The sequence below is a fragment of the Pseudomonas mucidolens genome, assembly GCF_900106045.1.
GTDB lineage: Bacteria > Pseudomonadota > Gammaproteobacteria > Pseudomonadales > Pseudomonadaceae > Aquipseudomonas > Aquipseudomonas mucidolens.
The window spans coordinates 304,942-330,237 of the sequence record NZ_LT629802.1 but is presented as its reverse complement, the minus strand read 5'-3'; the positions used below and the strand labels follow the sequence as shown (position 1 = coordinate 330,237).

Genomic DNA, 25,296 nt, shown 5'->3' with positions numbered 1-25,296 from the left:
CGACCTGACCGTCCTGATCGTAGAAGATGACCCGCATGTATTGCTCGGCTGTCAGCAGGCCCTGGCGCTGGAAGATATCCCCAGCGTTGGCGTGGGTAGCGCCGAAGAGGCCCTGAAGCAGGTCGGCGAGAATTTCGCCGGCATCGTCATCAGTGATATCCGCCTGCCCGGCATGGACGGCCTGGAGCTGCTGACCCACCTCAAGACCCTGGATAAAAGCCTGCCCGTGGTGCTGATCACCGGCCACGGCGACATTTCCATGGCGGTGAGCGCAATGCGCAACGGCGCTTATGACTTCATGGAAAAACCCTTTTCTCCCGAGCGCCTGGTAGACGCTGCCCGTCGTGCCCTGGAGCAACGCGCACTGGCCCGGGAAGTCTGGTCGCTGCGCCGGCAACTGGCCGAACGCGACTCTCTGGAAGGCCGGATCATCGGTCGTTCACCGGCCATGCAGAACCTGCGCGAACTGATCGCCAACGTTGCCGATACCTCGGCCAACGTGCTGATCGAAGGCGAAACCGGCACCGGCAAGGAACTGGTCGCGCGCTGCCTGCATGACTTCAGCCGACGCCACACCCACCAGTTTGTCGCCTTGAACTGCGGTGGCCTACCGGAAAACCTCTTCGAAAGCGAAATTTTCGGCCACGAGGCCAACGCATTCACTGGTGCCGGTAAACGGCGTATCGGCAAGATCGAGCATGCCCACGAAGGCACGCTATTTCTCGATGAAGTGGAAAGCATGCCGATGAACCTGCAGATCAAGCTGCTGCGGGTCTTGCAGGAGCGCACCCTGGAGCGCCTCGGTTCCAACCAGAGCGTGGCCGTGGATTGCCGGGTGATCGCCGCCACCAAATCCGACCTCGACGAATTGAGCCGCGCCAACCAGTTCCGCAGCGACTTGTACTACCGCTTGAACGTCGTGACCCTGGAACTGCCGCCCCTGCGCGAGCGTCGGGAAGATATCCTGCAACTCTTCGAACACTTCCTGCAGCAGTCATCCCTGCGCTTCGACCGCACCGCACCGGACCTGGACCACCAGACCCTGTCCAACCTGATGAGCCACGACTGGCCGGGCAACGTGCGCGAGCTGCGCAACGTCGCCGAACGCTTTGCCCTGGGACTGCCGGCTTTCAAGAAAAGCGGCGCCAGCAGCGGCAGTCACGGCCTGGCCTTTACCGAGGCGGTGGAAGCCTTCGAACGCAACCTGCTCAGCGACGCCCTGCAACGCAGCGGCGGCAACCTGACCCAGGCCAGCCAGGAACTGGGAATGGCCAAGACCACTTTGTTCGACAAGGTCAAGAAATACGGCTTGAGCCACTAAGGAGCGCAGCGTGGATTTAGTCTTCAAGGCCGCCCTCGGCGCGGCGGTGGTGCTGATTCTGGCGATGCTGGCCAAGACCAGAAACTATTACATCGCGGGCCTGGTGCCGCTGTTTCCGACTTTTGCGCTGATCGCCCATTACATCGTGGGCAAGGGCCGCTCGGTGGAGGATCTGAAGACCACCATCGTGTTCGGGATGTGGTCGATCATTCCGTACTTTGTGTACCTGGCGACGTTGTATGTGATGGTCGACCGGATGCGCCTGGAGGCGTCGCTGGCCGTGGCGGCGGTGGCGTGGCTGATGGCCGCGACGCTGCTAGTGAGTGTTTGGGTGCGGATGCACGCCTGAACGCGCGCCCTGTAGGAGCGAGCTTGCTCGCGAAGGTCGTCAACGATAACGCGGGAAACCTGACACTCCGTAGCGGCCTCGGTTTTTTCGCGAGCAAGCTCGCTCCTACAGGGTAACGAAAACTTGCGTCGCCGCGCGATTACCCTGCGCTACCGCGCTTCGCGGATGATCTGGCGAATCGCACCCACAAAGGCTTCGGCCGGCTGGCCGCCGCTGACCGCGTACTGATCGTTAAATACGATCGTCGGCACCGAACTTACCCCACGTGAAACCCACAACTGCTCTTGCTCGCGCACCTCGGCGGCGTATTCATCAGAAGCCAGGATCTCGGCCGCGCGCTTGAGGTCCAGGCCGACACTTTCGGCGATGATCGCCAGAGTCGCGTGATCGGACGGGTCCTGGCCGTCGCTGAAATACGCCTTGAACAACGCCTCCTTGAGGTTGTATTGCAACCCCTCGAGACCGGCCCAGTGCAACAGCCGATGAGCATCGAAGGTGTTGTAGATACGGCTCTGCCCGTCGGTGCGAAACGCAAAGCCCAGCTCGGCGCCCATGTCGCGGATGCGCGCGCGGGTGGCTTGGGATTCTTGCGCGCTGGAACCGTATTTTTCACTGATGTGTTCGGTGATGTTCTGCCCTTCGGAAGGCATGTCCGGGTTCAGCTCGAAAGGCTGGAAGTGGATCTCGGCCTGCACCTCGGCACCCAACTGGTCCAGGGCCTCGGTCAGGCCGCGCAGGCCGATGATGCACCAGGGGCAGGACACATCACTGACGAAATCGATTTTCAGGGGAGTACTCATTTAGGCAACCTCGCAGGCATCACACGCCGGAAAGTTCGCACCATACACCCCTGCCCTGCCTTCACAAAAGCTTGGAGGGCAGCACTGGATCAATCCGCGCCCAATGCGCCACATCTTCCCGGTGTGATTGCAGGTAGGGCAACACAGCTGCCAGCAACGGTGCCTTGAACGCCTCCTGAAAACGATGCGCCAGACCGGGAATCAGGCGCAACTGGCTGCCCTGGATATGCGCCGCCAGGTGTACGCCGTGCATCACCGGCAGCAACGGATCGGCCGTGCCGTGGACCACCAGCGTCGGGACACGCAACTGATTGAGCAGCGGCACTCGGCTCGGCTCAGCGAGGATTGCCATGATCTGGCGCTTCACGCCTTCGGGGTTGAAGGCGCGGTCGTAGGACAACGCCGCCTGCTGCAGCAACGCCTGGCGATCATCCTCGATCTGCGGACTGCCCAGCGCAGCCAGCAGGTCGGCCTGCTGCTCCAGCGCGATTGCACGGTTGGGCGCGCTGCGTCGCGACAACAATTGCACCAGCGCGGCATTCGGCGCCGGCAGGCCTTCGGCCCCCGAACTGGTCATGATCAGGGTCAGGCTTTCCACGCGCTGCGGCGCCATGGCCGCCATGTGCTGGGCGATCATCCCACCCATGCTCGCGCCCAATACGTGAAATTGCCGGACCTGCAACGCGTCCATCAGCCCGAGGCCATCGTCGGCCATATCGGTCAAGGTATAAGGCGCCGCCACCGGCAGGCCCAGCTTGTAGCGCAACACCTCGAACGTCAGGTTGGCGCTGGCGGGCACCTGGCGCCACGTGGACAGGCCGACATCGCGATTGTCGTAGCGAATCACCCGAAAACCTTGTTCGCACAGGGCGACCACCACGTCGTCCGGCCAGTGGATCAATTGTCCGCCCAGGCCCATCACCAGCAGTAACGCCGGATCGGAGGCACGCCCAATACTCTGGTACGCCAGGCTCACCTGGTCCAGGTCGACCCGCTCGGTCGGGACATTGACATCACATCGAGAAGCCGCAAAAGACGGCAGGCCGAACAATAAAGCGGCCAGCAAAAGCAACACACGCATGAAAACACCGAAACACAGAACCCCAGTAGAGCGCGAGTCTGATGAAGTTTGTTCAAGCGCGCTGCCACAGTTGCATGACAGTTTAATGAATGGCGCCCAGCGGTCATTTGCACCCGGTCGGGTCGACAGTTGGAGCAACATGAGACAAACTCACTCTATTCTAACTTTCCACAAATTATTTTCACGGAGACGCCGTGCTCGAAATCCGTCATCTCAAGACCCTGCACGCCCTGCGCGAAGCCGACAGCCTGGTGGAAGCCGCCGAGCGCCTGCACCTGACCCAGTCCGCGCTGTCCCATCAGTTCAAGGAACTGGAAGAACGCATGGGCATGCCGCTGTTCGTGCGCAAGACCAAACCAGTGCGTTTCACCAGCGCTGGCCTGCGTCTATTGCAACTGGCGGATGCGACGCTGCCCTTGTTGCGCGGCGCCGAACGCGACATCGCGCGCCTGGCCGGCGGCACCGCCGGGCGCCTGCACATGGCGATCGAATGCCACAGTTGTTTCCAATGGCTGATGCCGACCATCGACCAGTTCCGCGATGCGTGGCCAGAGGTTGAACTGGACCTGGCCTCGGGATTTGCTTTCGCCCCGCTGCCGGCCCTGGCCCGTGGCGACCTGGACCTGGTGGTGACCTCCGATCCGCTGGAGCTGGCGGGCATCACTTATGTGCCGCTGTTCACTTACGAAGCCATGCTCGCCGTGGCCAATCAGCATGCGCTGGCGGGCAAGCCCTACATCGTGCCCACGGATCTGCTCAACGAAACCCTGATCACCTACCCGGTGGAGCGCGATCGCCTGGACATTTTCACGCGGTTCCTGGAACCGGCTGACGTTGAACCGGCCCAGGTCCGCACCTCTGAACTGACGGTGATGATGATGCAACTGGTGGCCAGCGGCCGTGGCGTGTGCGGCATGCCCCATTGGGCGCTGCACGAGTACAGTTCACGGGGCTATGTGAAAGCCAAGCGGCTGGGGGAGAAAGGTCTGTTCGCCACGCTGTATGCCGGGATTCGCGCGGACATGCTGGATGCGCCCTATATGCGCGACTTCCTGCTGACCGCCAAGGACACCTCATTCTCGACCCTGGATGGGGTCAGCGCGGTGCGTTAGGTGTTCACTGACAGGCCGGACTTCCCTTGAGTTCGCGCCACATGTGGATTTTATCGAAATACTCCAGGCCCACACGTACCGCCAGCGGTTCCAGGCCGTACTGCACAAACCCACACCGTCGGTAAAGCGCAAGCGCTGCGTCATTACCGGCGGTGACCGTGAGTTGGATCAGCTTCACTCCGGGTTGCCCGCGCGCCTCATCCAGCGCTGCGTGTACCAACTGACGTCCCCAACCACGTTGCTGACATGCCTGGGCGACATACATGCCGAACAACGTCACCTTGTGTCGGGCCTTTTCCCGAGGTTCGTACGCCAGGCCGACAATACCTGTCAGTTGCTCCCCGGAAAACCCACCGAGCACCCGGTCCAGCGGGTTGTCCAGGCGTTTCTCCCACCAGCTCAAGGGCAGCGCGGCCCGTTCCGCAACGCTTGAGGTAAAGGCTTGGGGATAAGTGTCATAGGCTTGCAGCATCAACGCCCGATAGGCCGCCGCGTCGCTGCTGGCCAACGCCCGGATCATCATGCGCGGCGTTGCTCAAACATCAGGCGTACCGCCAGGGCCGCGAGCACAAAGCCCATGAAATAGCGCTGTACCGACAGCCACGCGGGGTTGTTGATAAACCACCCGGCGATGCTCGCAGCGAACAGTGAGATCAACAGATTGACCATAAAACTGACACTGATCTGGGTAAAACCAAGCATCAGGCTCTGGGTGAACACCGAACCGTGTTCCGGGGTGATGAACTGCGGAAAGACCGAAAGATAGAACACCGCAATTTTCGGGTTCAAGGCGCTGGTGAGAAAGCCCATCGTCACCAGCTTGCGCGTCGAGTCGACGGGCAGTTGCTGGGCCTCGAACGGCGAGCGGGCGCCAGGTTTCAGCGCCTGCCAGGCGAGCCACAGCAAGTACAGCGCACCCGCCCATTTCAGCGCCTCGTACGCCATGGGTACGGCGAGGAATACCGCCGTCAAACCGGCTGCCGCCGCAAACAGGTGGACAAAAAAACCCGCGACCACCCCCAACAATGAGGTAATTCCAGCCTTGCGCCCCTGACAAATCGAACGGGAGATCAGGTAGATCATGTTCGGGCCCGGTGTCAGCACCAGCAACAATGAGGCGGCGGCGAAGATCAATAATTCATGCACAGGGATCATGCTCAGTCCTTTGAGCCCGACAGGTCAGGCGGTGGCCAGTGATGAGCGATAAAACGGCAGGATCAGGTCGCGTGTCAAGGGTGCCAACTGCAGGCCACCGTCGCCAGCGGGGTCGATCCAGCGCACTTCTTCAATCTCGGCAGCGGGCGTCACGGCCACGTCGATGTAGACTTGAAACAACTCGGCTTGCACGGTAAACCCCGGTTCATTGGCTGCCGGTGCCGAGAAGTGCCCAAGGTAGCGAGCGTGGGCCGGATCAATCCGCAAGCCAAGCTCTTCATGCAGTTCACGGGCCAGCGCCTGCACCGGTTGCTCACCGGCATCGATCTTGCCGCCCGGTTGCATGAACGCCTGGGTGCCGCGCTTGCGCACCAGCAAAGTTTGGCCGTCGCTGCCGATTAACAATGCCGCAGCAATCCGAATAGTCGTGGACATGAAATAAACGCCTTGGATTAAAAGGCGTCAGGATCACACGCGGGTCAAAAGGAGGCAACCGAACCGCGCCGGTCAGGACGGCAGCGCTACCTCGTCAGGCTCTTTGATGAATACGCTGTATTTGGCGCCCTCCATGGCCTCGAACGCGATCAACTTGTCCACCAGCGGCAGGGTCAAGACCTTGCCGGCGTTGAGCAGCAACATGCCGTTGTCGGCGTTGAGGTTGCGCGCCAGGACCATGCCGTCGGCCAGCTCGCGGGTGGTGAGGACCTTGACGTTCGGGTCGCCCAGGGTCACGTCGCTGAGGAACGCCGCGCAGGCCTGGACGAAGTCCTCCACCATGTCCGGATCGTAAAGACGGCCGGCGTACTTGCGGATGTACAGCAGCGCCTCATCGCTGTTCATGTGCCGCTCAAGGATCAAGCCGCGCTGCAGCTCGATAAAGTCCACCGCCAGCTTCAACAAACGTGAACCAAAGGGGATGGCCTCGCCCTTGAGGTGGTCGGGGTGACCGTTGCCATCCCAGCGTTCCTGATGATGACGGATGATCCGGGCGGCATCCTTCATCGGTTCCAGGGTCATCAGCAGTGATTCGCTTTGCGTGGGGTAGGCCCGATACAACTCACGCTCAGTACTGTGCAACAGATCCGAGGGCGCCATCATCATTGCGTCGGTCCAACTCAGCTTGCCGACGTTATACAAGGCAGCGGCCATGCTCAGGTCACGCACACTGCTTTCGTCAATCGCCCGATCCCTGCAGTAGACCCGGATCAGCTCGATCAACGCTCGGTTGGTCTGCTTTTCCTTGGGTAGGCGCAGGTTAGCCAGCAGTGAAAACACCTCGGTGCTGGTCACGTAGCTGTGCTTGAGTTCATCGTAGGCCAGGTCGAGCATGTCGGCGGTCTGTTGCAGCTCACCGGTTCGCGATTCCACGCGTTTTTCCAGTGTGGCGTTGAGTGCTTTTAATTGATCATTCTGCTCACGGGTCAATTGTTCCAGGCGTAACCGTTCGCGCTCGGAATATTGGTGCGCCAGGGACTGACGCACCGTCAGGAGCATATCTTCGTCGTTCCAGGGCTTGCTGACGTAACGGTGGATCTGCCCTTCGTTGATCGCCTTGATGATCAGCGCCAGGTCGGCGTAGCCGGTCAGCAGAATGCGCGAGGTGTTTGGATACAGCCGATGGGCCTCGGCCAGCAGTGTGGCGCCATCCATGACGGGCATGCGCGCATCACTGATGATCAGGTCGATGGGCTGGGCAGCCATGATGTCCAGGGCCTGGGCGCCGCTGCCGGCCAGTACCACGTCATAGGGTTGAGCACGCAGCAGTCGACGCAGGCTGTTAAGGATCGACTCTTCATCGTCGACCAGCAAAACCGTAGGTCTGTAGGCGGAAGTCGTAGCGAGCTGCTCATCCATGGCGACACCTGCTGAAAGCCAAAACACCCTTGCCCGCCGGGGCCAATCAGACACTGTAGGGACCTCGGCGGTTGGCGCGACATAACCAAGGGGGAACTGACACTGATTTGACGTCAAGTGGCCGACTATTTCAAGGGAGACGGCTATGCTTAAGCGTAGTCGGCGACTATCCCACCACCCAAGCCAAACAACCGAGGAAAGGAAGCACTATGTGCTCATCCATGCCGCCGCCTCTGAGGCACACAGCGTGATTCCTCAGTCAGGGCAGGCGAACCGCCGGATCCTGATCGTCGACGATACAGCGTCCATCCATGAAGACTTTCGCAAGATTCTCTGCGCGCAAGCGATGGCCGATCAGACGCTGGAGGGCTTCGAGCAAGCCCTGTTCGGCACGGCGCCTGTCGCGCGTCAAACCTATACCCTGGACTCGGCCTATCAGGGCCAGGAAGCCCTGGAACTGGTGAGCCAGGCCCAGGCCGATAACGCACCGTACGCGCTGGCGTTCATCGACATGCGTATGCCGCCGGGATGGGATGGCCTGGAGACCATCGAACACCTGTGGGAGGTTGACCCCGACCTGCAGATCGCGCTGTGTACGGCGTACTCCGATTACTCCTTCGAAGCGATTGAAGCGCGCCTGAAGTACAACGATCAGTTGCTGATCCTGAAAAAACCCTTCGATAACATCGAAGTCCAGCAGATGGCCAACACCCTCGCCGCCAAATGGGACATGGCTCGTCGCGCCAGCTTGAAAACCATTCACCTGGAACAGTTGGTGGAGCAGCGCACCCAGGCACTCACCCTCGCGGGTCAGGCGCTGCAAGAGGAAATCGATGAACGCAAGCAATTGGAAAGCCAATTGGTGCAGTCGGAAAAACTTGCCTCCCTTGGACAACTGGCCGCCGGCGTCGCCCATGAAATCAACAACCCCGTGGGGTTTATCTCCTCGAACCTCGGCACCCTCGAAGGCTACGTCAAGCAGTTGCAACAGATGCTCGACGCTTATCAGCAAGCTGAAGAGGCGTTACCGAGCGGAGAGTGCCTTGAACAGTTGATCACACTGCGCAAAGGCATGGATCTGGATTTCCTCAAGGAAGACATTCCGCTGCTGATCCGCGAATCCAAGGATGGCATTGGTCGTGTGATCCAGATCGTCAAGGACCTGAAAAATTTCTCCCGGGTCGACAACAACGAAAAATGGCAATGGACGAACCTGCAGCAGGGGATCGATTCAACCCTGAACATCGTGGCCAACGAACTCAAGTACAAGGCCGATGTAATCAAGCACTACCAGCCGTTGCCGGAAATCGAATGCCTGGCCTCACAAATCAACCAAGTGGTGATGAACCTCGTGATCAACGCGACCCAGGCCATGGGCCCGGCGCGCGGCACGATTACCATCAGCAACGGGGTCGAAGGCGATCAGGTGTGGCTGGAAGTCGCCGATAACGGCTGCGGCATCGGGGCCGACAGCCTGCAGAAAATCTTCGATCCGTTCTTCACCACCAAGCCGGTAGGCGAAGGCACCGGGCTGGGACTGTCGCTGTCCTATGGCATCGTCAAGAAACACCACGGGGATATTTCGGTGCGTAGCGAACCTGGCAAGGGCAGCACCTTTCGGGTGGTGCTGCCGATACGGCAGACGGATAAACCGCAGTAGATGCCTGCGGCCCCGCGCGGTTTAACGGGGCGAGCAGTTTGTAGCAGTGAGGGGGGTTGTACTCAACCCTGTTTTTTTACTCAACCTCGACTTTTTTCCCCGAAGACCCAAACGCCGCAAACCGCTTGTTGAAGCCGGCAATCCGGCCCTCGGCCTGGGTCTTGCGCTGCTGGCCGGTGTAGATCGGATGGGATGCGCTGGACACGTCGAGGGCAAAATACGGGTAGGTATTGCCATCCGTGTGTTTATGGGTACGGTCGGTGTCGGCGGTGGAACCGATCAGGAAAAACACATCGGCGGCAGTGTCGTGAAACAGCACGGTGCGGTACTCAGGATGGATACCAGCTTTCATAAGGCCTCCGGGGCACTGGGTGAATTAATTACGTTATACCGTAACACAATAAATCCAGTCAAACGAGAACCAATTGCAATAAGCGCACTGCTCAATGCTATTGCTGTTGCCCCTGTCGAGAGTTCGCCCTTAAGCTGGATGCCTGCGTTAACCGTGAAAAACATAACAAGACACAGACGCACAACCCTGACGACCCAGGTCCTAATGAGTCCGAACCCAAGGAATACGTATGAGTTTGTCCTTGCTTAGCCGTTATGCATTTTTTGCCGTGTGCGTCATTTTCACCCTCGCCAGCCTGCCCTTTATCGAACACGAATGGTTGTGGCCCATCACGCTGATCACCGGCGTGCTGAGCCTGATTGGCCTGTTCGACTTGCTGCAGAGTCCTCACGCGGTGCGTCGCAACTATCCGGTCCTGGGCAACATCCGTTACCTGGTCGAGGGCATTCGCCCGGAAATCCGCCAATACCTGCTGGAGTCCGACAGCGACGCCCTGCCCTTCTCCCGTGCCCAACGTTCGCTGGTCTACTCCAGGGCCAAGAATGAAACCGCCGACAAGCCTTTCGGCACCCTGATCGATGTGTATCAGTCCGGTTTCGAGTTCATCGGCCACTCCATGCGCCCCGCGCCGTTGAGTGATCCGAGCGCCTTTCGGGTGATGGTCGGCGGCCCGCAGTGCACCCAGCCATATTCGGCCTCGGTGTTCAACATCTCGGCCATGAGCTTCGGCTCGCTGAGCGCCAACGCCATCCGCGCGCTCAACCACGGCGCCAAACTGGGCAACTTCGCCCATGACACCGGCGAAGGCAGCATCAGCCCCTACCACCGGGAAAACGGCGGCGACCTGACCTGGGAACTCGGCAGCGGCTATTTCGGCTGCCGGACCAGCGACGGCCGTTTCGACCCGGAGCGCTTTGCCGTGCAAGCGCAGAATCCGCAAGTGCGGATGATCGAAATCAAGATGAGCCAAGGCGCCAAGCCTGGTCATGGCGGGATCCTGCCCAAACACAAGGTCACCCAGGAAATCGCCGACACCCGCGGCATCATGATGGGCGAAGATTGCATTTCACCGTCGCGCCACAGCGCTTTTTCGACGCCGATCGAACTGATGCAGTTCATCGGCCAACTGCGCGAACTGTCCGGCGGTAAACCGGTGGGCTTCAAGTTCTGCCTGGGGCATCCGTGGGAATTCATGGGCATTGCCAAGGCCATGCTGGAGACCGGAATCCTGCCGGACTTTATCGTCGTCGATGGCAAGGAAGGCGGCACGGGCGCCGCGCCCGTAGAGTTCACCGATCATATCGGCGTGCCGTTGCGTGAAGGTTTGCTGTTTGTCCACAACACCCTGGTCGGCCTGAACCTGCGGGACAAGATCAAGCTGGGCGCCAGCGGCAAGATTGTCAGCGCCTTCGACATCGCCAGCGTCCTGGCCATCGGCGCCGACTGGGCCAACTCGGCGCGGGGCTTCATGTTCGCTATCGGCTGCATCCAGTCGCAAAGCTGCCACACCAACAAATGCCCGACCGGTGTGGCCACCCAGGATCCTTTGCGCCAACGTGCGCTGGTGGTCCCGGACAAGGCCCAGCGCGTATTCAACTTCCACCGCAACACCCTCAAGGCGCTGGCGGAAATGCTCGCCGCGGCCGGGCTCGATCATCCCTCGCAGCTGTCGGCCAAGCACTTGGTGCGACGCATGTCGGCCACCGAGATCAAGCTGTTCTCGCAGTTGCATGTGTTTCTCAAGCCTGGGGAATTGCTCACGGGTGAAGTGAACGGCGAGTTTTATTCGCGGATGTGGCAGATGGCGCGGGCCGACAGTTTCGAGCCTCACGAAGTGGCAGCGGCCTAAATACTCATGCGGCGCCGTGCAGGGCGCGCTCCAAGGACTGATCTCATGCTGAAAGTCATTGCTGAAGACTTCATCAAGCCCGAACACCTGGACACCGTACTCCCCTGGTACGCCGAACTGGTGGAAAAAACCCGGCAAGAACCGCTGTGCATTGCCTACGACCTGTATGTCGACCAGAAAGACCCCGGGCACTTTATCTTTGTCGAGCAATGGCCCGACCAGGCAGCACTGGATGCTCATTGCCAGACCGCGCACTTCACACGGTTGGTGCCACAGATCAATGCGTATCAAGCCAAGCCCAGCAGAGTGCTGTTGATGGATGCGTTCTAGGCGTCGATCCAGCGCCCTGAATGTCACAAAAAAGCCCCACCTCATAAAAAATGAGGCGGGGCTTTTTTTGTCATCGCCGCGGGTTTCAGGACGCTGAAGACGCCGATCCGTCAGTGGCGTTGGTCGGCTGCAGTTTGAACACGTAGAACAGCACCGTCAGCAACACCAGGAACGCCGGCCCGATGTACAACGCCACGCGCGTGTCCGGGAAGTACGCCATCAGGCCTACCACCAGCACCAGGAACGCCAGCGCCAGGTAAGAGCTAATCGGGTACAGCCACATCCGGTATTTCAGGGCTTTCTGTTGCGTCGGACTCAGGCTCTTACGGAACTTGAGCTGCGCCAGCAGGATCATCACCCAGGTCCAGATCGCACCGAAAGTGGCAATCGAGGTCACCCAGACAAAGACTTTTTCCGGCACCAGGTAATTGAGCAGCACACCCAGCAGCAACGCGAAAATCGACAACAACAGCGCCCGACGTGGTACGCCGTTGCTGGAGGTCTTGCCGAACTGCGCCGGGGCCTGGCCGTTTTGCGCCAGGCTGTAGAGCATGCGCCCGGTGCTGAAAATCCCGCCGTTGCAGGACGACAGTGCCGCAGTGATCACCACAAAGTTGATGATACCGGCCGCAGTCTTGATCCCCAGTCGCTCGAAGGTCATCACGAACGGGCTGCCCTGAGTGCCGATTTCATTCCACGGGTAGATCGACAGGATCACGAATAAGGCACCGACATAGAACAGCAGAATGCGCCAGAACACCGAGCCGATGGCGTTGGGAATGGTCTTCTGCGGGTTGCGTGCTTCGCCGGCGGTGAGGCCGATCATCTCGACGCCAAGGTACGCGAACATCACCATTTGCAGGGACATCAACACACCGGTCACGCCATTGGGCATGAATCCGCCATGGGTCCACAGGTTGGAAATTCCCAGGGCCACGCCGTCATTGCCAAAGCCGAACGCAATGATGCCGATGCCGCCCAACACCATCGCAATGATGGTGACGATCTTGATCAGCGCAAACCAGAACTCGAACTCGCCAAATGCCTTGACCGCGATCAGGTTGATGCTGCCCATGCTGATCAGCGCCGCCAGGGCCCAGATCCAGCGCGGCACATCGGGGAACCAGACGCCCATGTACACCGCCACGGCGGTAATTTCCGCGACACAGGTCACCAGCCACAGGAACCAGTAGTTCCAGCCAGTCAGAAACCCCGCCAACGGGCCGAGGTAATCTTGCGCATAGCGCCCGAACGACCCGGCGACCGGGTTATGCACCGCCATCTCGCCCAAGGCGCGCATGATCACCAGGATCGCCAGGCCGCCCAGGATGTACGACAGCATGATCGCCGGGCCGGCCATTTCGATGGCCTTGGCCGAGCCAAGAAACAGGCCGACACCGATACAGGCGCCAAGGGCCATGAGACGAATGTGGCGCTCGCCCAGTTCGCGTTTGAGCGGGCCGCCTTGAGCGGTCTCCTCAAGGGGCAGTGGTTTGCCGACAGGCATAGGAATACAACCTCATTTTGTTATTGGATATAGCCACCGAGTCTCAGGCATATCAGCCGATAGGCGCATATGTCGACTTGACCGGGTCAACCTTGTGGGGAGACCCGTCTGGCAAAAGCAACTGGCCAGCTCAGCGGGGCGTGCAGTGTAGAAAACTCCCGACAGGGCTTTTCACTCAATAAACAGCAAAATTTGGCGATAAGCCCCGATAAAAAGCGTTTCGACGGATGCAGCAGCAACCGTCTAAACCGGCCTTCCCGGCGCAAAACGCGGCAAGTATTACATAACATGTCCGGCACCGGGATGACTCGCTCAAACCTCTGCGACAAAGCTCGTGGCATGGGCAATCAGCGTCTACGCTTCAGACAAGTCCGATCAATCTGTACGAATGGATCAATCGACTATGGGCGCTCTGTGGCACACCGATTCTCCCCACACTGAATCAGACAGCCCGTCACCCGTGCCTTTGCCGAAAAAAACCACGCCATCCCGAGCCTGGCGGCTGTGCTGGCTGATCCTGCTGATGGTATTGATCGCCCTGGGTTGGGCCGCAAGACGAGAACTGCAGACTGCTCACTGGCAAGCGCGAACATTCAGTCAGTGGGCAGAACAACTGACCTACACCCTGGGGCCCGGCGCCAGCGATGCGATTGTCTATCCCGGCGCCGGCCCGTTTGACCAGCGCCTGGGCTACAGCGCCCTCGGAGAATTCCTGCCGCGCCTGCTGAATCGCAATTACGTGATCGAGTCGCAGGCACGTTTCTCCGATGCGCTGATGGCGTACAGCCGCCAAGGCATGTTCATTCCCTACGTCGAGAAAATCCAGGCAGGTTTGTCCATCACCGACTGCCGCGCCACGCCGTTGTATCGGTTCGACTACCCGCCCCAGCTATATACGCGCTTCAGCGACGTGCCGCCGCTGGTGGTGCACAGCCTGTTGTTTATCGAAAACCGTGAGCTGCTCGACCCGTCCCAACCCCAGGCCAACCCGGCGGTGGACTGGCCGCGCTTCGCCAAGGCTGCATGGTCACAAGTCGCACGCCAGTTGCACTTGCCGGGACAAACGGCAGGCGGCAGCACCCTGGCGACTCAGTTGGAAAAATACCGTCACTCGCCGGATGGCCTGACCCTTTCAGGCAGCGAAAAAATCCGCCAGATGCTGTCCGCCAGTGTGCGGGCTTACCAGAGCGGTCCCGACACGCTCCTCGCCCGGCAGAACGTGGTGCGCGACTATCTCAACAGCGTGCCGTTGTCGGCAGTTCCGGGGCATGGCGAAGTCCATGGCATGGCCGAAGGGTTAAGAGCGTGGTACGGCGCAGACTTCAATCAAGTCAATCAAGCCCTCGGTAGCCACGCGGACGACCCGGTCAGCCTGGCGGCGCGCGGCCTGGCGTTGCGTCAGGTGCTGTCATTGATGATCGCCCAGCGCCGCCCTTCGTACTACCTGACCAAGGGCCGCGCAGCATTGGCCAATCTGACCGACAGCCACCTGCGGCTCCTGCGACAACACGCGGTCATCGACACTACCCTCGCCGCCGCCGCCCTGGAAAGCCGCGTCACCTACCGCGACTGGCAACAGCAACCCGCCGTTCAACCGATCGACAGCAATAAAGCCATCAGTGTCGCCCGCAGCCGACTGGCGGTGTTGCTGGATCGCTCCTTGTACGACCTTGACCGTCTCGATCTTTCGGCTACCAGCACCTTGCAGGGCGAGCTGCAAAACCAGATAACCGACTACCTCAAGCAGCTGGCAGACCCGACTTTCGCCGGACAAATCGGCTTGCTGGGCCACCGCTTGCTGACCCCCGCGTCCACCGCCCAGGTGCGCTATAGCTTTACCCTGTTTGAACGAACTGCGGATGGCGCACGCGTACGGGTCCAGACCGATAACACCGACCAGCCCTTCGATATCAACCAGAGCAGCAAGCTGGAGCTGGGCTCTACCGCCAAACTGCGCGTGCTCACCACCTACCTGCAAATCGTCGCGGAACTGCATGAACGCTATGCGCCGCTGACGCCCGCTGCGTTGAAGAATGTTGAGGTCGACAGCCAGGACCGTTTGAGCCGCTGGGCCATTGATTACCTGATCCGTCACCCGGAGCAGCGCCTGGACAACATGCTCGGTGCCGCCCTCGATCGCACCTACTCGGCGAGTCCCGGCGAAGCCTTTTTCACTGGCGGCGGCCTGCACCGCTTCAATAATTTCCGTATCCAGGACAATGGCCGCACGCCGAGCCTGCGCGACGCGCTGCGCGAATCCATCAACCTGCCGTTCATTCGCCTGATGCGCGACCTGGTGCGCTACAGCATCTATTCAGGCGCCAACAACAGCGCGCAATTACTCAAGGACGACAGCGATCCGCGTCGCCAGGAATACCTGGCCCGGTTCGCGGATCGCGAAGGCAGCACGTTTTTGCTCAAGTTCTGGAAGAAGTATCAGAAAAAAGATACCCAGGCGCGCCTCGAGACATTCCTCGACGGCGTGCGCCCCACACCCGTTCGCCTCGCGGCGGTGCATCGTTACTTGCTGCCCGAGGCCAACCCGGACACCTTCAAGCGTTTTGTGCGGGCACACCTGAAAACCACCCAAGGCCAGAAAGCGCTGAGCGACGCGCGCCTGGAAACACTCTATGCGCGCTACGGTCCCGGGGCTTTTGACTTGCCCGACCAAGGCTACATCGCCAAGGTTCATCCACTGGACCTGTGGCTGATGGGCTACCTGCTCAATCACCCCGAGGCGACGTTCAGCCAAATCGTCGAGGCCAGTCAGTTCGAGCGCCAGGAAGTCTATGGCTGGCTGTTCAAGAGCCGTCATCAAAGTGCACGGGACAAGCGCATTCGCACACTGCTCGAGGTCGAGGCGTTCCTGGATATCCACCAACGCTGGCAGGCCGTGGGCTATCCCTTCGATCATCTGGTGCCCTCGCTGGCCACCGCCATCGGCAGCTCGGGCGACCGCCCCGCCGCCCTGGCCGAACTGATCGGGATCATCCTCAACGACGGCGTACGTTTGCCGGTGCTGCGCATCGACCGTCTGCGTTTTGCCGCCGACACACCTTACGAGACACGGTTGATCAACAACCCGGATCGTGCTCGACGCGTCATGCCCAGCGAAGTGGCAGCGGCGCTGCGCGAGGTGTTGTCGCAGGTGGTGGACGCCGGCACGGCAAAACGCGTGGCGGGCAGTTTCACCCTGGCCGACGGTACGCCGCTGGCAATGGGCGGCAAGACCGGCACGGGGGACAACCGCATCCAGACATTTGGTGCGGGCGGTCGCGTACTCAGCTCCAAATCGATCAACCGCACCGCCACGTTCGTGTTCTACCTCGGCGAGCAGCACTTCGGCACCTTGACAGCGTTCGTACCGGGTCATTCGGCACAGCACTTCACCTTTACCTCAGCGCTGCCGGTGCAAGTGCTCAAGGGCATGACACCGCTGTTGATGCCCTATCTGGAACAGACGGCAGCGATGCGCTGCCAGCCGGACTGAGGTGGGTCAGGGCAATGCCGTTCAGTTAAAGAAGTCGCGCGCCAACCACCACCTGTGGCGAGGGGGCTTGTCCCCCGTTGGGCTGCGCAGCAGCCCCCAAACCTGTCCCACGTTTGGACTGAAGGACCGCGGCGGCTTTTTTGGGGCTGCTGCGCAGCCCAACGGGGGACAAGCCCCCTCGCCACAGGACAAGCCACTTTCAACCACAGGACATGCCCCTCTTCAACCACAGGACATGCCCCTCTTCAGCCACAGGACATGACCCTCTTCAGCCACAGGACAAGCCCCCCTAGCCACAGGATGGTGTTTGCCTCAGGCTTTTCTCGACACACACGGACATGATCCGCCGCACGCTTCGCCCGGCGCCGCTGCTAGCGTCAAAGGTTCAGTGCGTCGTATCAAAAGGAGCCATGGATTGGCACATCATCCTCAGTCACACCTGCTGCGCCGCGGGCGATATTCCGAGTCCGGCCGTGCTTATCTGATTACTGCGGTGGTGCATGAGCGACAGCCCTTGTTCCGAGATTTCCGCCTGGGCAGGCTGTTGGTCGCCGAGTTTAAACAGGCTCATGAACTGAACCTGATCAACTCCCTGGCATGGGTCGTGATGCCTGATCACTTTCACTGGTTGTTCGAGCTCAAGGACGCCACCTTGCCCCAGGTGGTGGGGCGTACCAAGTCGTTGAGCACACGAAGCATCAACCGCGCCCGTGGCAGCAAGGAACGCTTCTGGCAACGTGGCTACCATGACCGCGCCATTCGTACTGATGAAGACCTGCGTAAAGTCGCACGCTATATCATCGCCAACCCCCTACGCGCCGGCCTGGTCGAACACATCGGCGACTACCCACTGTGGGATGCCGCCTGGCTTTGATCAATGAGAAGTGGCGAGGGGGCTTGCCCTCTGGCTGAAGAGGGGTTTGTTTTGTGGCGAGGGGGCTTGTCCCCCGTTGGGCTGCGCAGCAGCCCCAAAACCTGCCCCCCCAGTTTGGACTGAAGGACCGCGGAGGCTTTTTTTGGGGCTGCTGCGCAGCCCAACGGGGGACAAGCCCCCTCGCCACAGAACAAGCCCCCATCTCAGCTGCAGGACAAACCTCACCGCGCCCGTGGCATTCAGACTTCAGAATCCCAGATCACGGTCGCCACACCCGTGTAGGTGCTGCCGGGGTTTTTCAGCATTTGGCTGACGTGGGCCTTCTCGACTTCAAAGTGCAGGGAGGCCGGGCGGTTGTTCACATAGGACACGGGCTGGAACAGTTCGGTGCCGCTGCCGTCCAGGCGTAACGGACGTTTGGTGACGGCCTGGCCGTATTGGTCGATCAAGCTATGGGGCAAGGTGACCCCCACTTGCAACGGCACTTCATCACCCTCTTCATTGCGCAGACCGCAGGTGTTGCCAATCACCAGGCCGCACTCGAGTTGCATCTTGAAACGTGAGCTGGCGTGTAAAGTGAAGGTCTGGTCGCGAAACAGTCTGGAGGGCGGTCGCCCTTGATGCAGCCAGGCTTGCCAGCCACCCTGGGGCAGCAATTCGACGCGGTTGCCACCGGCGGGTAGCACGACGCGCAGGATATGCTCCACCGTCAGGCTGAAATTCAGGCTCAGGGCCGAGTCAAGGGGCAGCATTACATCACCGAAGTCGAAATCCTGAAGCGGCCCAAGGCCATACGTCAGGGTCCCGGAATAGAGCCCCGCCGACATCTGCAAAGGGTTGGGGGTCCGTAACTCATAAACGATATCCAGGTAATCGTAGGCCATGAAGGGAATGGGGTATTTAGGCAGCTTTACACACCGCTCCTCCACTGGGGTTTTCCACATAAACCCATAGTGGGCGTCGCCGTAGAAACCCACGCCGCTGTATTGACAGGGTTTTGGAGCGCTCACCCAACTCAGTCCCCATAGTTTATTGTGCGCGGTGACAGACGGTATTCCGCCGCCTACAAGTTCGGCAGCCGGGCGATCCAAGCGATACGTCGAGCCAATACCGCTGATGCGCATCTCCACGGTTTCCTCTTCGCCAAGCGAGTTGACCACCGTGAACGTGCGCCACTGAGCCGGGGCTTTCCAGTACGCCGCCTGACGCCAGTCGCTCGGGTTGGCGGCCATCGGGCCGTTGGCTCGTATCTCGAGAGGCAAGCGAATACTGAAGCGTCCACGGCACTGATCGGGCCAGGTCGCACAGTACCCACTCACCGGCGTGGTGTTGATGAATTGATTGTGGTCCGGCCTGACCGGATCCGGCCGGAAAACCGCCGTAACTTCCTGGACCAGCGCCATCGCCGAGCCGGCCCACAGCACACAGCCCAACGCGAGCCAGTACTTACTGAAACACTTGATGGTGACGCGCATGTTCATTGCCTCTTCAAGGAGCCAGAAAGTCAAAAACAATATGGACCGTGCCGTAGTAGTCACCGCCCTTGTAACCGCCCTCGGGCTCTATCGCGGCGATGTCCAGCTCGGCCCTGCGTCCGATGCGGGCCTCGTTGGCATTGATTACCTCGGTGCTGCTCAGGTTCAGCGGCACCTTGTTGAACAACACCTGCAAGTCGATCCGGTCCGCTCCGCTGAGCAGATAGGGTGTATCGCCCAACCGCGCGGCAACGCCGCCGTTGAGGTTTTTCACATCGAAGTCTTTGCGCAACGGGCTGAGCCGGGACTTCACCAGGTCCCACGCCAGTGTTTGCTCGCGCCCCATCCAGTCCGACTCGGAGGGCAGCACATACGCCTCGATCTCTGGAATAGTCACCGAGACGTCGAAGGCGTAACGCTCCTGAAGCGCCAGGACCTGTGGGCTCAACAGCAGCGGTGCCAACCATGCACCGAGCAGCATCAGCGGCTTGTTCATGTCGATCACCCGTTGGTATTGAATGTCATTGGTTTTTTGACCCGGCCTTCAATCATCTGAAAGCTGTATTGGCGGTCTGGTTTTTTCTCGAAGGTCACCTGGCGCCCCGGAAGAATGTGGTGCTTGGTGGTGGGTTCGCATTCGGTTTTTTTGCCCTTGGCGCAATTTCTGAACTCATCGAGTACCACCACGCTGTTACCCGCGTTGAGCAATTGGTACTGGGTGGGCGTGTCCTTGACCTGCGTGTCGAAGCGCGTGTCTTTCGGGCGTACGAAGAACACCGTGCCGTAGCCCGCCATCACGTTGACGCCCGCCGCCAAGGCACTTTTGTATTCGGCACGGTCTTCATCGGTGATGGCAAAATCATCTTCCTTTTCGGGAACCACCGGGATGAAGCGCACGCGAAAGTAGCGCTCCTTATCGCGCTCGCCCATGTACAACAGGCGAGTGCCCTGGCGTCCCTTGGCCGGGATGATCATGCGCGCGGGACTGGCCATCAGGCCGTCACGGCTGGTGGCGCTGCCCGTTTTGTCAGTCAGCGAACCCACCGCGACTTCGCGTGAAGTGCCGTCGGCGTTGTAGAGGATTTCCAGTACGTTGATCTTCACGAACGCGGTGTTGGTGCCGCCGTTGAAAACCCGTTTCAGATAGGAGCTGCGATCACCTTCCAGGTAGTCGTACACCACGCCGACGTTGATTGCCGGACCGGCCTGGGCCGTCAGCGACAAGAGGGACAAGCCGATCCATAACACTGCCTGTTTCATTTTTACCGTGCCTCAGAGGAATAAACGGGATGGGTTTGGGTTGCGGCCGTCAACCGGCGGTTTCGGCACTGGAGGTGGTGTCGGCCAGGGTGTCTGGCGTGCAGCGCAAATCACCGATCATCAGCACGTCGTTTTCGTTGGGCACATTGGCCGTGTCCAGGCGGAACTGGCAGAGCAATTGGTTGCGATAGCGCACCTCCAGGGTCGGTGCACTGGCACTCATTTCCATCGAGAAGAAACCGTCGACCTCGCTGACCCCACGGCTGGCGTGGTTGATGAGGTGATGACCGCGCAGCGGTTCGCCCTGCTCATCGAGCAAGCGACCGAGCACGGTGACCGTCTTCATCACCGTGACTTTGCGGTAGTCCACCCCGCCTTTGTTCAGGTGGTAATTGGATCGGGCCGGCTGGATGTTCGCTGCGGGCGGGTAATTGCCCTCGAAATCGAAGCTCACAGTGCTGCTCTTGTACGCCGACAGCGGCAGGTAATTACGGCCCGGGTGCAGCAGCGTGCTGCTGCCGCCGAGGTCGTCGGCCCGCAGGGTGATGGCGTCCAGGTCGGTTTCAAGGTCAACGATCATGCCCGCGCCATCGCCGTGGTATTGGCTGGTGAGGAGCATTTTGTCGGCACCGGCGACGAAGGTGCTGTTGAGGTTCAAACCGCCGGTGAGATTGCCGTTATAGGAGCTGCGCTGCACAAAGCCGTCACCGTTGACCGTGTCGGTACTGAAGCTGGCGGTGCCGGACAAGCCGACGCCGTAGGTGTCGGTAATCGCCGTCGCGGAGACGCTTTGCAGGACGTGATGACTGAGGTCCTGGCGGTAAGTGACAGAGGCATTGTTGTCGCGTCCGCCATCGCGTGCAGTACGGCTGCCGACACTGCCGGAAATCTGCCGGCCATCGCTGCCCAGTGCCAGGCTCAGGGATACATCGATACCACGGTTGCGCTGATTGTCGGTGCCGCTGGTGGCGGGCCGGTCAAAGACCGAGAAACGCCAGTTGGCGTCACTGCCGAACAACCTGTCGCGACGGCTCCAGCTCATATCAATGCCGGCCCCTTGCACATTGCCTTCGCTGTGGAAAATCCGCGTGTTCCAGGAGTTCTTCGCATCGACCCGGTGGTTGATCGACAGTGCGGTGCTGCTGTTCTGGCCGACAAAAGTATTGCGCCGCAAGCGGGTGCCGTCGGGCAGGGTTTCGTAGGTGTCGCGAGTGTCGAGCCAACTGCGGTTGTGGCTGAACACCAGGTTGGTGGCACCGAAGCTGTACAAGCCTTGCAGGTCCATACCGGTGCCGTGTTCCTTGGTTTGATAGACGTTGGCAAACACACTGGCGTTGTTCGCCACGGTCCAGTCCACCGAACCGCCGTATTGCAGTTGTTCGCGAACCTGACGCGCGGACAGGCCGAGGATCACCCTGGGGTGCACCAAGTAGTTCAACGAAGCCCCGGCGGTGATTGCCCCGGAAGCCTGGTCATCCCAGTTACTGAATAGTTTGGTTTCACGCCCGGCGAACAGGTTGTAGCGCCATGGATCCTCGGAGTTACGCCAATTACTGGGCTTGTATACCAACTCCTGAGTGGTGGCGACGGTCTGGCCGTCTTCCACCAGACGCACTTCGACTTCATAGATGCCGCCGGGCAAAGGGCGCGTGTCGAGGGTCTGCAGGCCGGCCGCCACCGCTTGAGTGTTGATCAACAAACCATTGCGGTAGATCTCGACCGCCGCCTGGCGGTTGGCGGTGACATAAATCGGGTACACGCTGGGCTTGCTGTTGTTGATCGCCAGTGTGTCGGAACTGCCGTACATGACACCCAACGCCGTATCGGGGCTGGCGCCGAAGCTGCGTAGCTGACGGGTCAGGCCATCGGAGTTGGGAGTGAAATGGCCCAGGCGCAGAAATTGCCCTTCCAGTTCACGCTGGGTATACAGCTCGTGGATCGCGTGGCGCAGTTGCTCTGCATCGCCACTCTGGCGCGCCAGTTGCAAATTCAACACCTGACTCCAGTTGCCCAGACTGGCACTGGCTTGCAGGCCGTAACGACCGCCAAGGTCTTCTTGCTGGCCACCATTGAGGTTGAGCTGATTGTTGATAATCAGGCCGCGACTGCCGCCTTCGGGTAGTTCGTGAAAGCGCGGGGCATCGCCGCCGCGTTCGACGTTTTGGGTGATGATCGACAGCTGGGAGTTTTCCAGGTTGTAGAACGCCGATACCAGCTCTTCGGGACAGGACTGCGTGCAGGCACCCAGCGCCAAGCCTTTTTCCAGCAAGGCTTGCCACGTGTCGCGGGTGGCGGCGGGGACTTTGCTGTCGCCGGTATCAGTGAATTCGATCAGGGTTACGCGATCATCCCGGGACAGGACGATCAGCGCCTCCCCCAGGGGTTGTTCGTCAAGATCCACGCGTACCGCCAGCGGTACATCGAAGAAGTGATCGGTAAACCCGGCGGGCAAACCTTTGGCTTGAGCAAGCAGATTGCTGGCGCCCGGCGCACCGGCAGTCGGCGCTGCCAGGGCACTCGTGCAAATCAACAGTGCAAGCGCAGCCGCGATGGGCGTCATCGGGAACATGAACAGATACTCTGAATGCCAAGGGACAGGGACAAAAAACAGGTCGGCGGACCTGGGATTTAATCCGGCCGACCTGTAAACACCTGCCCGCGAACACTTGGTTCAACGGGCAATGATCACCATCAAGGCTTTAGCGGTACGGGCGGCAGGACCGCGTCGAATACCAGTGGCAGGACCGCGGTGTAGCTACCACGCTGGGTCGCAGTAGGCTTGGCGGCAGCGATGACCATCTGTGCGCCAACCCCTGGAGTGGAATCGGCTTCGTTAACCACTTCCTGCGGGGTGCCGGTCAGGGTGACGCCATTGAGGGTGGTGGTCAGCGCAATGTTTTGAGCCGCGTCACCATTGAACAACGCCGCCGGGCCGCCTTCGATGTAGGCGTTGATGGAACCGTTGGTGTTTTTCATGTCGTAAATCGCGCTCAATTGGGCCAATTCACCAGAAACCAGGTTGTAGTTCATGGTTTCATCCTGGCCCCAGTTCGGGTCACGCGGCTGGACATGGAACACTTGCGTCGGGATATTTGCCTTGAGGTTTACGGTGTGGCTGGCTTCACCGGCGGCAAATGCCATCGAGGAATTCAGCGCCATAACAGCCAGTGGTGCAACAATCGCGAACTTTTTGAACATGTTAGATACCTGTTTTTTGACGTTGAATAGAGCGTCGTAAGTTGAATCAAGAGTCTTAACTCCCGATGAGTTACAACCAGACACGTTGCAGCAAGTTGTACTGCTGCAACGCCGGACAATGATCTACCGAATCAAAAAAGCCGTATGCAAGTTAGTTCGCTCTGACGTGTAGCCCTTTGGAATCAGGGGCCAACGGAAAAATATGGCATTTTGCCAAAACTTTTAAATCAGCTGTAATACACGGACTACATTCCATTAGAGTAAATAACTTAATAAGAACTGTCAGAACGGTACTACAAAAAAACAACATCTAACAGGCACAAAACGTATCAGCAAAAGTTTGAGCAACCACTCTAAATCTATTTATACCCTGCGCTTAAAAGCCCCCCCAGAAACATGTTTTCCGAGCGGGTTAATCGATCAACGGCAAGGCACGCGGGTGAAGAAAATTACACAATCTCGGCCGTCAAACGTCGTTATAAAGCAGGTGCACTGCGGGCCTGCGCAATGACTTCGTCGACGGCCCGTCCGTCCCACCTGTACAGGGGAAACCCCATGGATACGCCAGCCATTCACCGCGTCACCCACGAGATCAAACGCCGTCGCCTGGACGTACTGCGTGTTGTCGACATCACGCCACGCATGCGCCGCATCACCTTGGGCGGCGAGCAACTGGCCGGTTTTATCAGCCTGGGCAGCGATGACCATATCAAGCTGTTATTCCCGCAGAACGCCGCCGAACGGGCCGCGCTGGAGAGTCCGGCATTCAGCATCAAGGGTGACGGGCCGCAGCCGCCGATGCGCGACTACACGCCGCGCCGCTTCGACCTGGACAGCGGCGAGTTGGACATCGATTTCGTGCTGCACGGTGATGGCCCTGCGGCCACCTGGGCCGAACAGGCCCAGCCCGGCCAGCACCTGTATATCGGCGGACCACGGGGCTCGATGATCGTGCCGGACATCTTCGACAGCTACCTGCTGATCGGCGATGAAACCGCCCTGCCCGCCATCGCCCGACGCCTGGAAGAACTGCCAGCCGGACGTAAGGTACTGGCGGTGATTGAAGTGGCCGATGCGGCGGAGAAACAGACGCTGCCAAGCGCGGCGGATCTGGAGGTGAAGTGGGTGGTGCGCGGCGAGGCTGATCTGTTGACCACCGTTCAGCACCTGCGCGTACCCAGCGGATCGTTATATGCGTGGGTAGCGACCGAAACCAAAGTCTCCCGCCAGGTTCGACGGCTGCTATTGGATGTGCATAAGTTGAATGAAGAATTCGTCAAGGCCGTCGGCTACTGGCGTGCCGAGGGCAGTGATACGGAGTGAAGCGGCAGTCGCCTGGCCGTCTTGCCCCCCAAGGGACAACGCCGCTCAGTTAAGACTGAAAATTTCCCTGTGGCGAGCGGGCTCGCCCCGCGTCGGGCTGCGAAGCAGCCCCCGTAAGCCGAATACGGTGTATCAGATACTCCGTAGCGGCTGGTTTTGGGGGCTGCTTCGCAGCCCAGCGCGGGCGATGCGGCGCTCCGACAAGCCCTAATGCCGTTCAGTTAAGGTTTTTGTGGGAGCAGGAGGGCGCCTAGCTCTTGCTCGCGAAGAACTCATAGGCACCGCGTTTATCCAGAATGCACGCGT

Annotated in this window: 22 protein-coding genes; 9 read left to right on the top strand and 13 right to left on the bottom strand. The window is 60.0% G+C overall.

Annotation, left to right across the window (positions count from 1 at the left end; all coding sequences use genetic code 11):
* Window positions 1-40 precede the first annotated feature (40 nt).
* Window positions 41-1,321, top strand: a complete 1,281-nt coding sequence (gene aauR / locus BLU75_RS01590) for a two-component response regulator AauR (RefSeq protein ID WP_167413916.1) — start codon at window positions 41-43, stop codon at window positions 1,319-1,321.
* Window positions 1,322-1,385: 64 nt separating this feature from the next.
* Complete coding sequence (locus BLU75_RS01585; RefSeq protein WP_231982655.1) at window positions 1,386-1,670, top strand: GlpM family protein; 285 nt, start codon at window positions 1,386-1,388, stop codon at window positions 1,668-1,670.
* Window positions 1,671-1,819: 149 nt separating this feature from the next.
* Here BLU75_RS01585 and BLU75_RS01580 read toward each other — a convergent pair whose 3' ends face one another.
* Window positions 1,820-2,470 (bottom strand): DsbA family oxidoreductase, encoded by a 651-nt coding sequence (locus BLU75_RS01580; protein ID WP_084381813.1) that lies wholly within the window; start codon window positions 2,468-2,470, stop codon window positions 1,820-1,822.
* 61 nt (window positions 2,471-2,531) lie between these two features.
* Window positions 2,532-3,551: an alpha/beta fold hydrolase gene (locus BLU75_RS01575; RefSeq protein WP_084381814.1), complete on the bottom strand. Its 1,020-nt coding sequence runs from the start codon at window positions 3,549-3,551 to the stop codon at window positions 2,532-2,534.
* Between the two features lie 194 nt (window positions 3,552-3,745).
* Between BLU75_RS01575 and metR the strand changes: the two genes are divergently transcribed.
* A complete protein-coding gene (metR, locus tag BLU75_RS01570) occupies window positions 3,746-4,663 on the top strand; it encodes a transcriptional regulator MetR (RefSeq protein ID WP_084381815.1) in 918 nt (305 codons plus the stop codon).
* A gap of 4 nt (window positions 4,664-4,667) precedes the next feature.
* Here metR and BLU75_RS01565 read toward each other — a convergent pair whose 3' ends face one another.
* From BLU75_RS01565 to nosR, 4 genes are all read right to left on the bottom strand, one after another.
* Window positions 4,668-5,186, bottom strand: coding sequence for a GNAT family N-acetyltransferase (locus tag BLU75_RS01565; RefSeq protein ID WP_084381816.1), 519 nt, complete (start codon window positions 5,184-5,186; stop codon window positions 4,668-4,670).
* Window positions 5,183-5,818: a LysE family translocator gene (locus tag BLU75_RS01560; RefSeq protein ID WP_084381817.1), complete on the bottom strand. Its 636-nt coding sequence runs from the start codon at window positions 5,816-5,818 to the stop codon at window positions 5,183-5,185. Before BLU75_RS01560 ends, BLU75_RS01565 begins: the two co-directional genes overlap by 4 nt.
* Before the next feature lie 24 nt (window positions 5,819-5,842).
* Window positions 5,843-6,253 (bottom strand): NUDIX hydrolase, encoded by a 411-nt coding sequence (locus tag BLU75_RS01555; RefSeq protein ID WP_084381818.1) that lies wholly within the window; start codon window positions 6,251-6,253, stop codon window positions 5,843-5,845.
* Window positions 6,254-6,325: 72 nt separating this feature from the next.
* Complete coding sequence (gene nosR / locus BLU75_RS01550; protein ID WP_084381819.1) at window positions 6,326-7,672, bottom strand: response regulator c-di-GMP phosphodiesterase, NosR family; 1,347 nt, start codon at window positions 7,670-7,672, stop codon at window positions 6,326-6,328.
* Window positions 7,673-7,889: 217 nt separating this feature from the next.
* Here nosR and BLU75_RS01545 point away from each other — a divergent pair, with 217 nt between their 5' ends.
* Window positions 7,890-9,332 (top strand): ATP-binding protein, encoded by a 1,443-nt coding sequence (locus tag BLU75_RS01545; RefSeq protein ID WP_373863677.1) that lies wholly within the window; start codon window positions 7,890-7,892, stop codon window positions 9,330-9,332.
* Between the two features lie 76 nt (window positions 9,333-9,408).
* Here BLU75_RS01545 and BLU75_RS01540 read toward each other — a convergent pair whose 3' ends face one another.
* Window positions 9,409-9,684, bottom strand: a complete 276-nt coding sequence (locus BLU75_RS01540; protein WP_084381821.1) for a type B 50S ribosomal protein L31 — start codon at window positions 9,682-9,684, stop codon at window positions 9,409-9,411.
* 229 nt (window positions 9,685-9,913) lie between these two features.
* Between BLU75_RS01540 and BLU75_RS01535 the strand changes: the two genes are divergently transcribed.
* Together BLU75_RS01535 and BLU75_RS01530 are read left to right on the top strand one after the other, a co-directional pair.
* A complete protein-coding gene (locus tag BLU75_RS01535; RefSeq protein ID WP_084381822.1) occupies window positions 9,914-11,533 on the top strand; it encodes an FMN-binding glutamate synthase family protein in 1,620 nt (539 codons plus the stop codon).
* A gap of 45 nt (window positions 11,534-11,578) precedes the next feature.
* The gene (locus tag BLU75_RS01530) at window positions 11,579-11,863 is read left to right on the top strand and encodes a putative quinol monooxygenase (protein ID WP_084381823.1); all 285 of its coding nucleotides are present in this window, start codon (window positions 11,579-11,581) and stop codon (window positions 11,861-11,863) included.
* Window positions 11,864-11,948: 85 nt separating this feature from the next.
* Here the strand turns inward: BLU75_RS01530 and BLU75_RS01525 are convergent, their stop codons facing one another.
* Window positions 11,949-13,370, bottom strand: a complete 1,422-nt coding sequence (locus BLU75_RS01525; RefSeq protein ID WP_084381824.1) for an amino acid permease — start codon at window positions 13,368-13,370, stop codon at window positions 11,949-11,951.
* Between the two features lie 403 nt (window positions 13,371-13,773).
* Between BLU75_RS01525 and BLU75_RS01520 the strand changes: the two genes are divergently transcribed.
* Together BLU75_RS01520 and BLU75_RS01515 are read left to right on the top strand one after the other, a co-directional pair.
* Window positions 13,774-16,860 (top strand): transglycosylase domain-containing protein, encoded by a 3,087-nt coding sequence (locus BLU75_RS01520; RefSeq protein ID WP_084381825.1) that lies wholly within the window; start codon window positions 13,774-13,776, stop codon window positions 16,858-16,860.
* A 415-nt stretch (window positions 16,861-17,275) separates the two neighbouring features.
* Window positions 17,276-17,734, top strand: coding sequence for an REP-associated tyrosine transposase (locus BLU75_RS01515; RefSeq protein WP_084381826.1), 459 nt, complete (start codon window positions 17,276-17,278; stop codon window positions 17,732-17,734).
* 239 nt (window positions 17,735-17,973) lie between these two features.
* Here the strand turns inward: BLU75_RS01515 and BLU75_RS01510 are convergent, their stop codons facing one another.
* The 5 genes from BLU75_RS01510 to BLU75_RS01490 all read right to left on the bottom strand — a co-directional run bounded on the left by BLU75_RS01510 (window position 17,974) and on the right by BLU75_RS01490 (window position 23,667).
* Entirely contained in the window at window positions 17,974-19,209 is a 1,236-nt protein-coding gene (locus BLU75_RS01510; protein ID WP_084376507.1) for a hypothetical protein, read from the bottom strand.
* Window positions 19,210-19,222: 13 nt separating this feature from the next.
* Window positions 19,223-19,705: a CS1 type fimbrial major subunit gene (locus tag BLU75_RS01505; protein WP_084376155.1), complete on the bottom strand. Its 483-nt coding sequence runs from the start codon at window positions 19,703-19,705 to the stop codon at window positions 19,223-19,225.
* A gap of 5 nt (window positions 19,706-19,710) precedes the next feature.
* Window positions 19,711-20,469, bottom strand: a complete 759-nt coding sequence (locus BLU75_RS01500; protein ID WP_084376156.1) for a pilus assembly protein — start codon at window positions 20,467-20,469, stop codon at window positions 19,711-19,713.
* 49 nt (window positions 20,470-20,518) lie between these two features.
* On the bottom strand, window positions 20,519-23,038 hold the full coding sequence (locus BLU75_RS01495; RefSeq protein ID WP_084376157.1) for a TcfC E-set like domain-containing protein: 2,520 nt from the start codon (window positions 23,036-23,038) through the stop codon (window positions 20,519-20,521).
* Between the two features lie 122 nt (window positions 23,039-23,160).
* Window positions 23,161-23,667, bottom strand: a complete 507-nt coding sequence (locus BLU75_RS01490) for a CS1 type fimbrial major subunit (protein ID WP_084376158.1) — start codon at window positions 23,665-23,667, stop codon at window positions 23,161-23,163.
* 555 nt (window positions 23,668-24,222) lie between these two features.
* Here BLU75_RS01490 and BLU75_RS01485 point away from each other — a divergent pair.
* Window positions 24,223-24,990, top strand: a complete 768-nt coding sequence (locus tag BLU75_RS01485; protein WP_084376159.1) for a siderophore-interacting protein — start codon at window positions 24,223-24,225, stop codon at window positions 24,988-24,990.
* Window positions 24,991-25,296 lie beyond the last annotated feature (306 nt).

What these genes read in the sequence shown, in the direction of transcription:
- BLU75_RS01540 (WP_084381821.1), bottom strand. Translation starts at nt 9,684, where the DNA reads ATGAAAGCTGGTATCCATCCTGAGTACCGCACCGTGCTGTTTCACGAC.
- BLU75_RS01525 (WP_084381824.1), bottom strand. Translation starts at nt 13,370, where the DNA reads ATGCCTGTCGGCAAACCACTGCCCCTTGAGGAGACCGCTCAAGGCGGC.
- BLU75_RS01585 (WP_231982655.1), top strand. Translation starts at nt 1,386, where the DNA reads ATGCTGGCCAAGACCAGAAACTATTACATCGCGGGCCTGGTGCCGCTG.
- BLU75_RS01560 (WP_084381817.1), bottom strand. Translation starts at nt 5,818, where the DNA reads ATGATCCCTGTGCATGAATTATTGATCTTCGCCGCCGCCTCATTGTTG.
- BLU75_RS01565 (WP_084381816.1), bottom strand. Translation starts at nt 5,186, where the DNA reads ATGATGATCCGGGCGTTGGCCAGCAGCGACGCGGCGGCCTATCGGGCG.
- BLU75_RS01535 (WP_084381822.1), top strand. Translation starts at nt 9,914, where the DNA reads ATGAGTTTGTCCTTGCTTAGCCGTTATGCATTTTTTGCCGTGTGCGTC.
- BLU75_RS01485 (WP_084376159.1), top strand. Translation starts at nt 24,223, where the DNA reads ATGGATACGCCAGCCATTCACCGCGTCACCCACGAGATCAAACGCCGT.
- BLU75_RS01505 (WP_084376155.1), bottom strand. Translation starts at nt 19,705, where the DNA reads ATGAACAAGCCGCTGATGCTGCTCGGTGCATGGTTGGCACCGCTGCTG.
- nosR (WP_084381819.1), bottom strand. Translation starts at nt 7,672, where the DNA reads ATGGATGAGCAGCTCGCTACGACTTCCGCCTACAGACCTACGGTTTTG.
- BLU75_RS01495 (WP_084376157.1), bottom strand. Translation starts at nt 23,038, where the DNA reads ATGTTCCCGATGACGCCCATCGCGGCTGCGCTTGCACTGTTGATTTGC.
- BLU75_RS01555 (WP_084381818.1), bottom strand. Translation starts at nt 6,253, where the DNA reads ATGTCCACGACTATTCGGATTGCTGCGGCATTGTTAATCGGCAGCGAC.
- BLU75_RS01575 (WP_084381814.1), bottom strand. Translation starts at nt 3,551, where the DNA reads ATGCGTGTGTTGCTTTTGCTGGCCGCTTTATTGTTCGGCCTGCCGTCT.
- BLU75_RS01530 (WP_084381823.1), top strand. Translation starts at nt 11,579, where the DNA reads ATGCTGAAAGTCATTGCTGAAGACTTCATCAAGCCCGAACACCTGGAC.
- BLU75_RS01490 (WP_084376158.1), bottom strand. Translation starts at nt 23,667, where the DNA reads ATGTTCAAAAAGTTCGCGATTGTTGCACCACTGGCTGTTATGGCGCTG.
- BLU75_RS01580 (WP_084381813.1), bottom strand. Translation starts at nt 2,470, where the DNA reads ATGAGTACTCCCCTGAAAATCGATTTCGTCAGTGATGTGTCCTGCCCC.
- BLU75_RS01500 (WP_084376156.1), bottom strand. Translation starts at nt 20,469, where the DNA reads ATGAAACAGGCAGTGTTATGGATCGGCTTGTCCCTCTTGTCGCTGACG.
- BLU75_RS01510 (WP_084376507.1), bottom strand. Translation starts at nt 19,209, where the DNA reads ATGCGCGTCACCATCAAGTGTTTCAGTAAGTACTGGCTCGCGTTGGGC.
- BLU75_RS01520 (WP_084381825.1), top strand. Translation starts at nt 13,774, where the DNA reads ATGGGCGCTCTGTGGCACACCGATTCTCCCCACACTGAATCAGACAGC.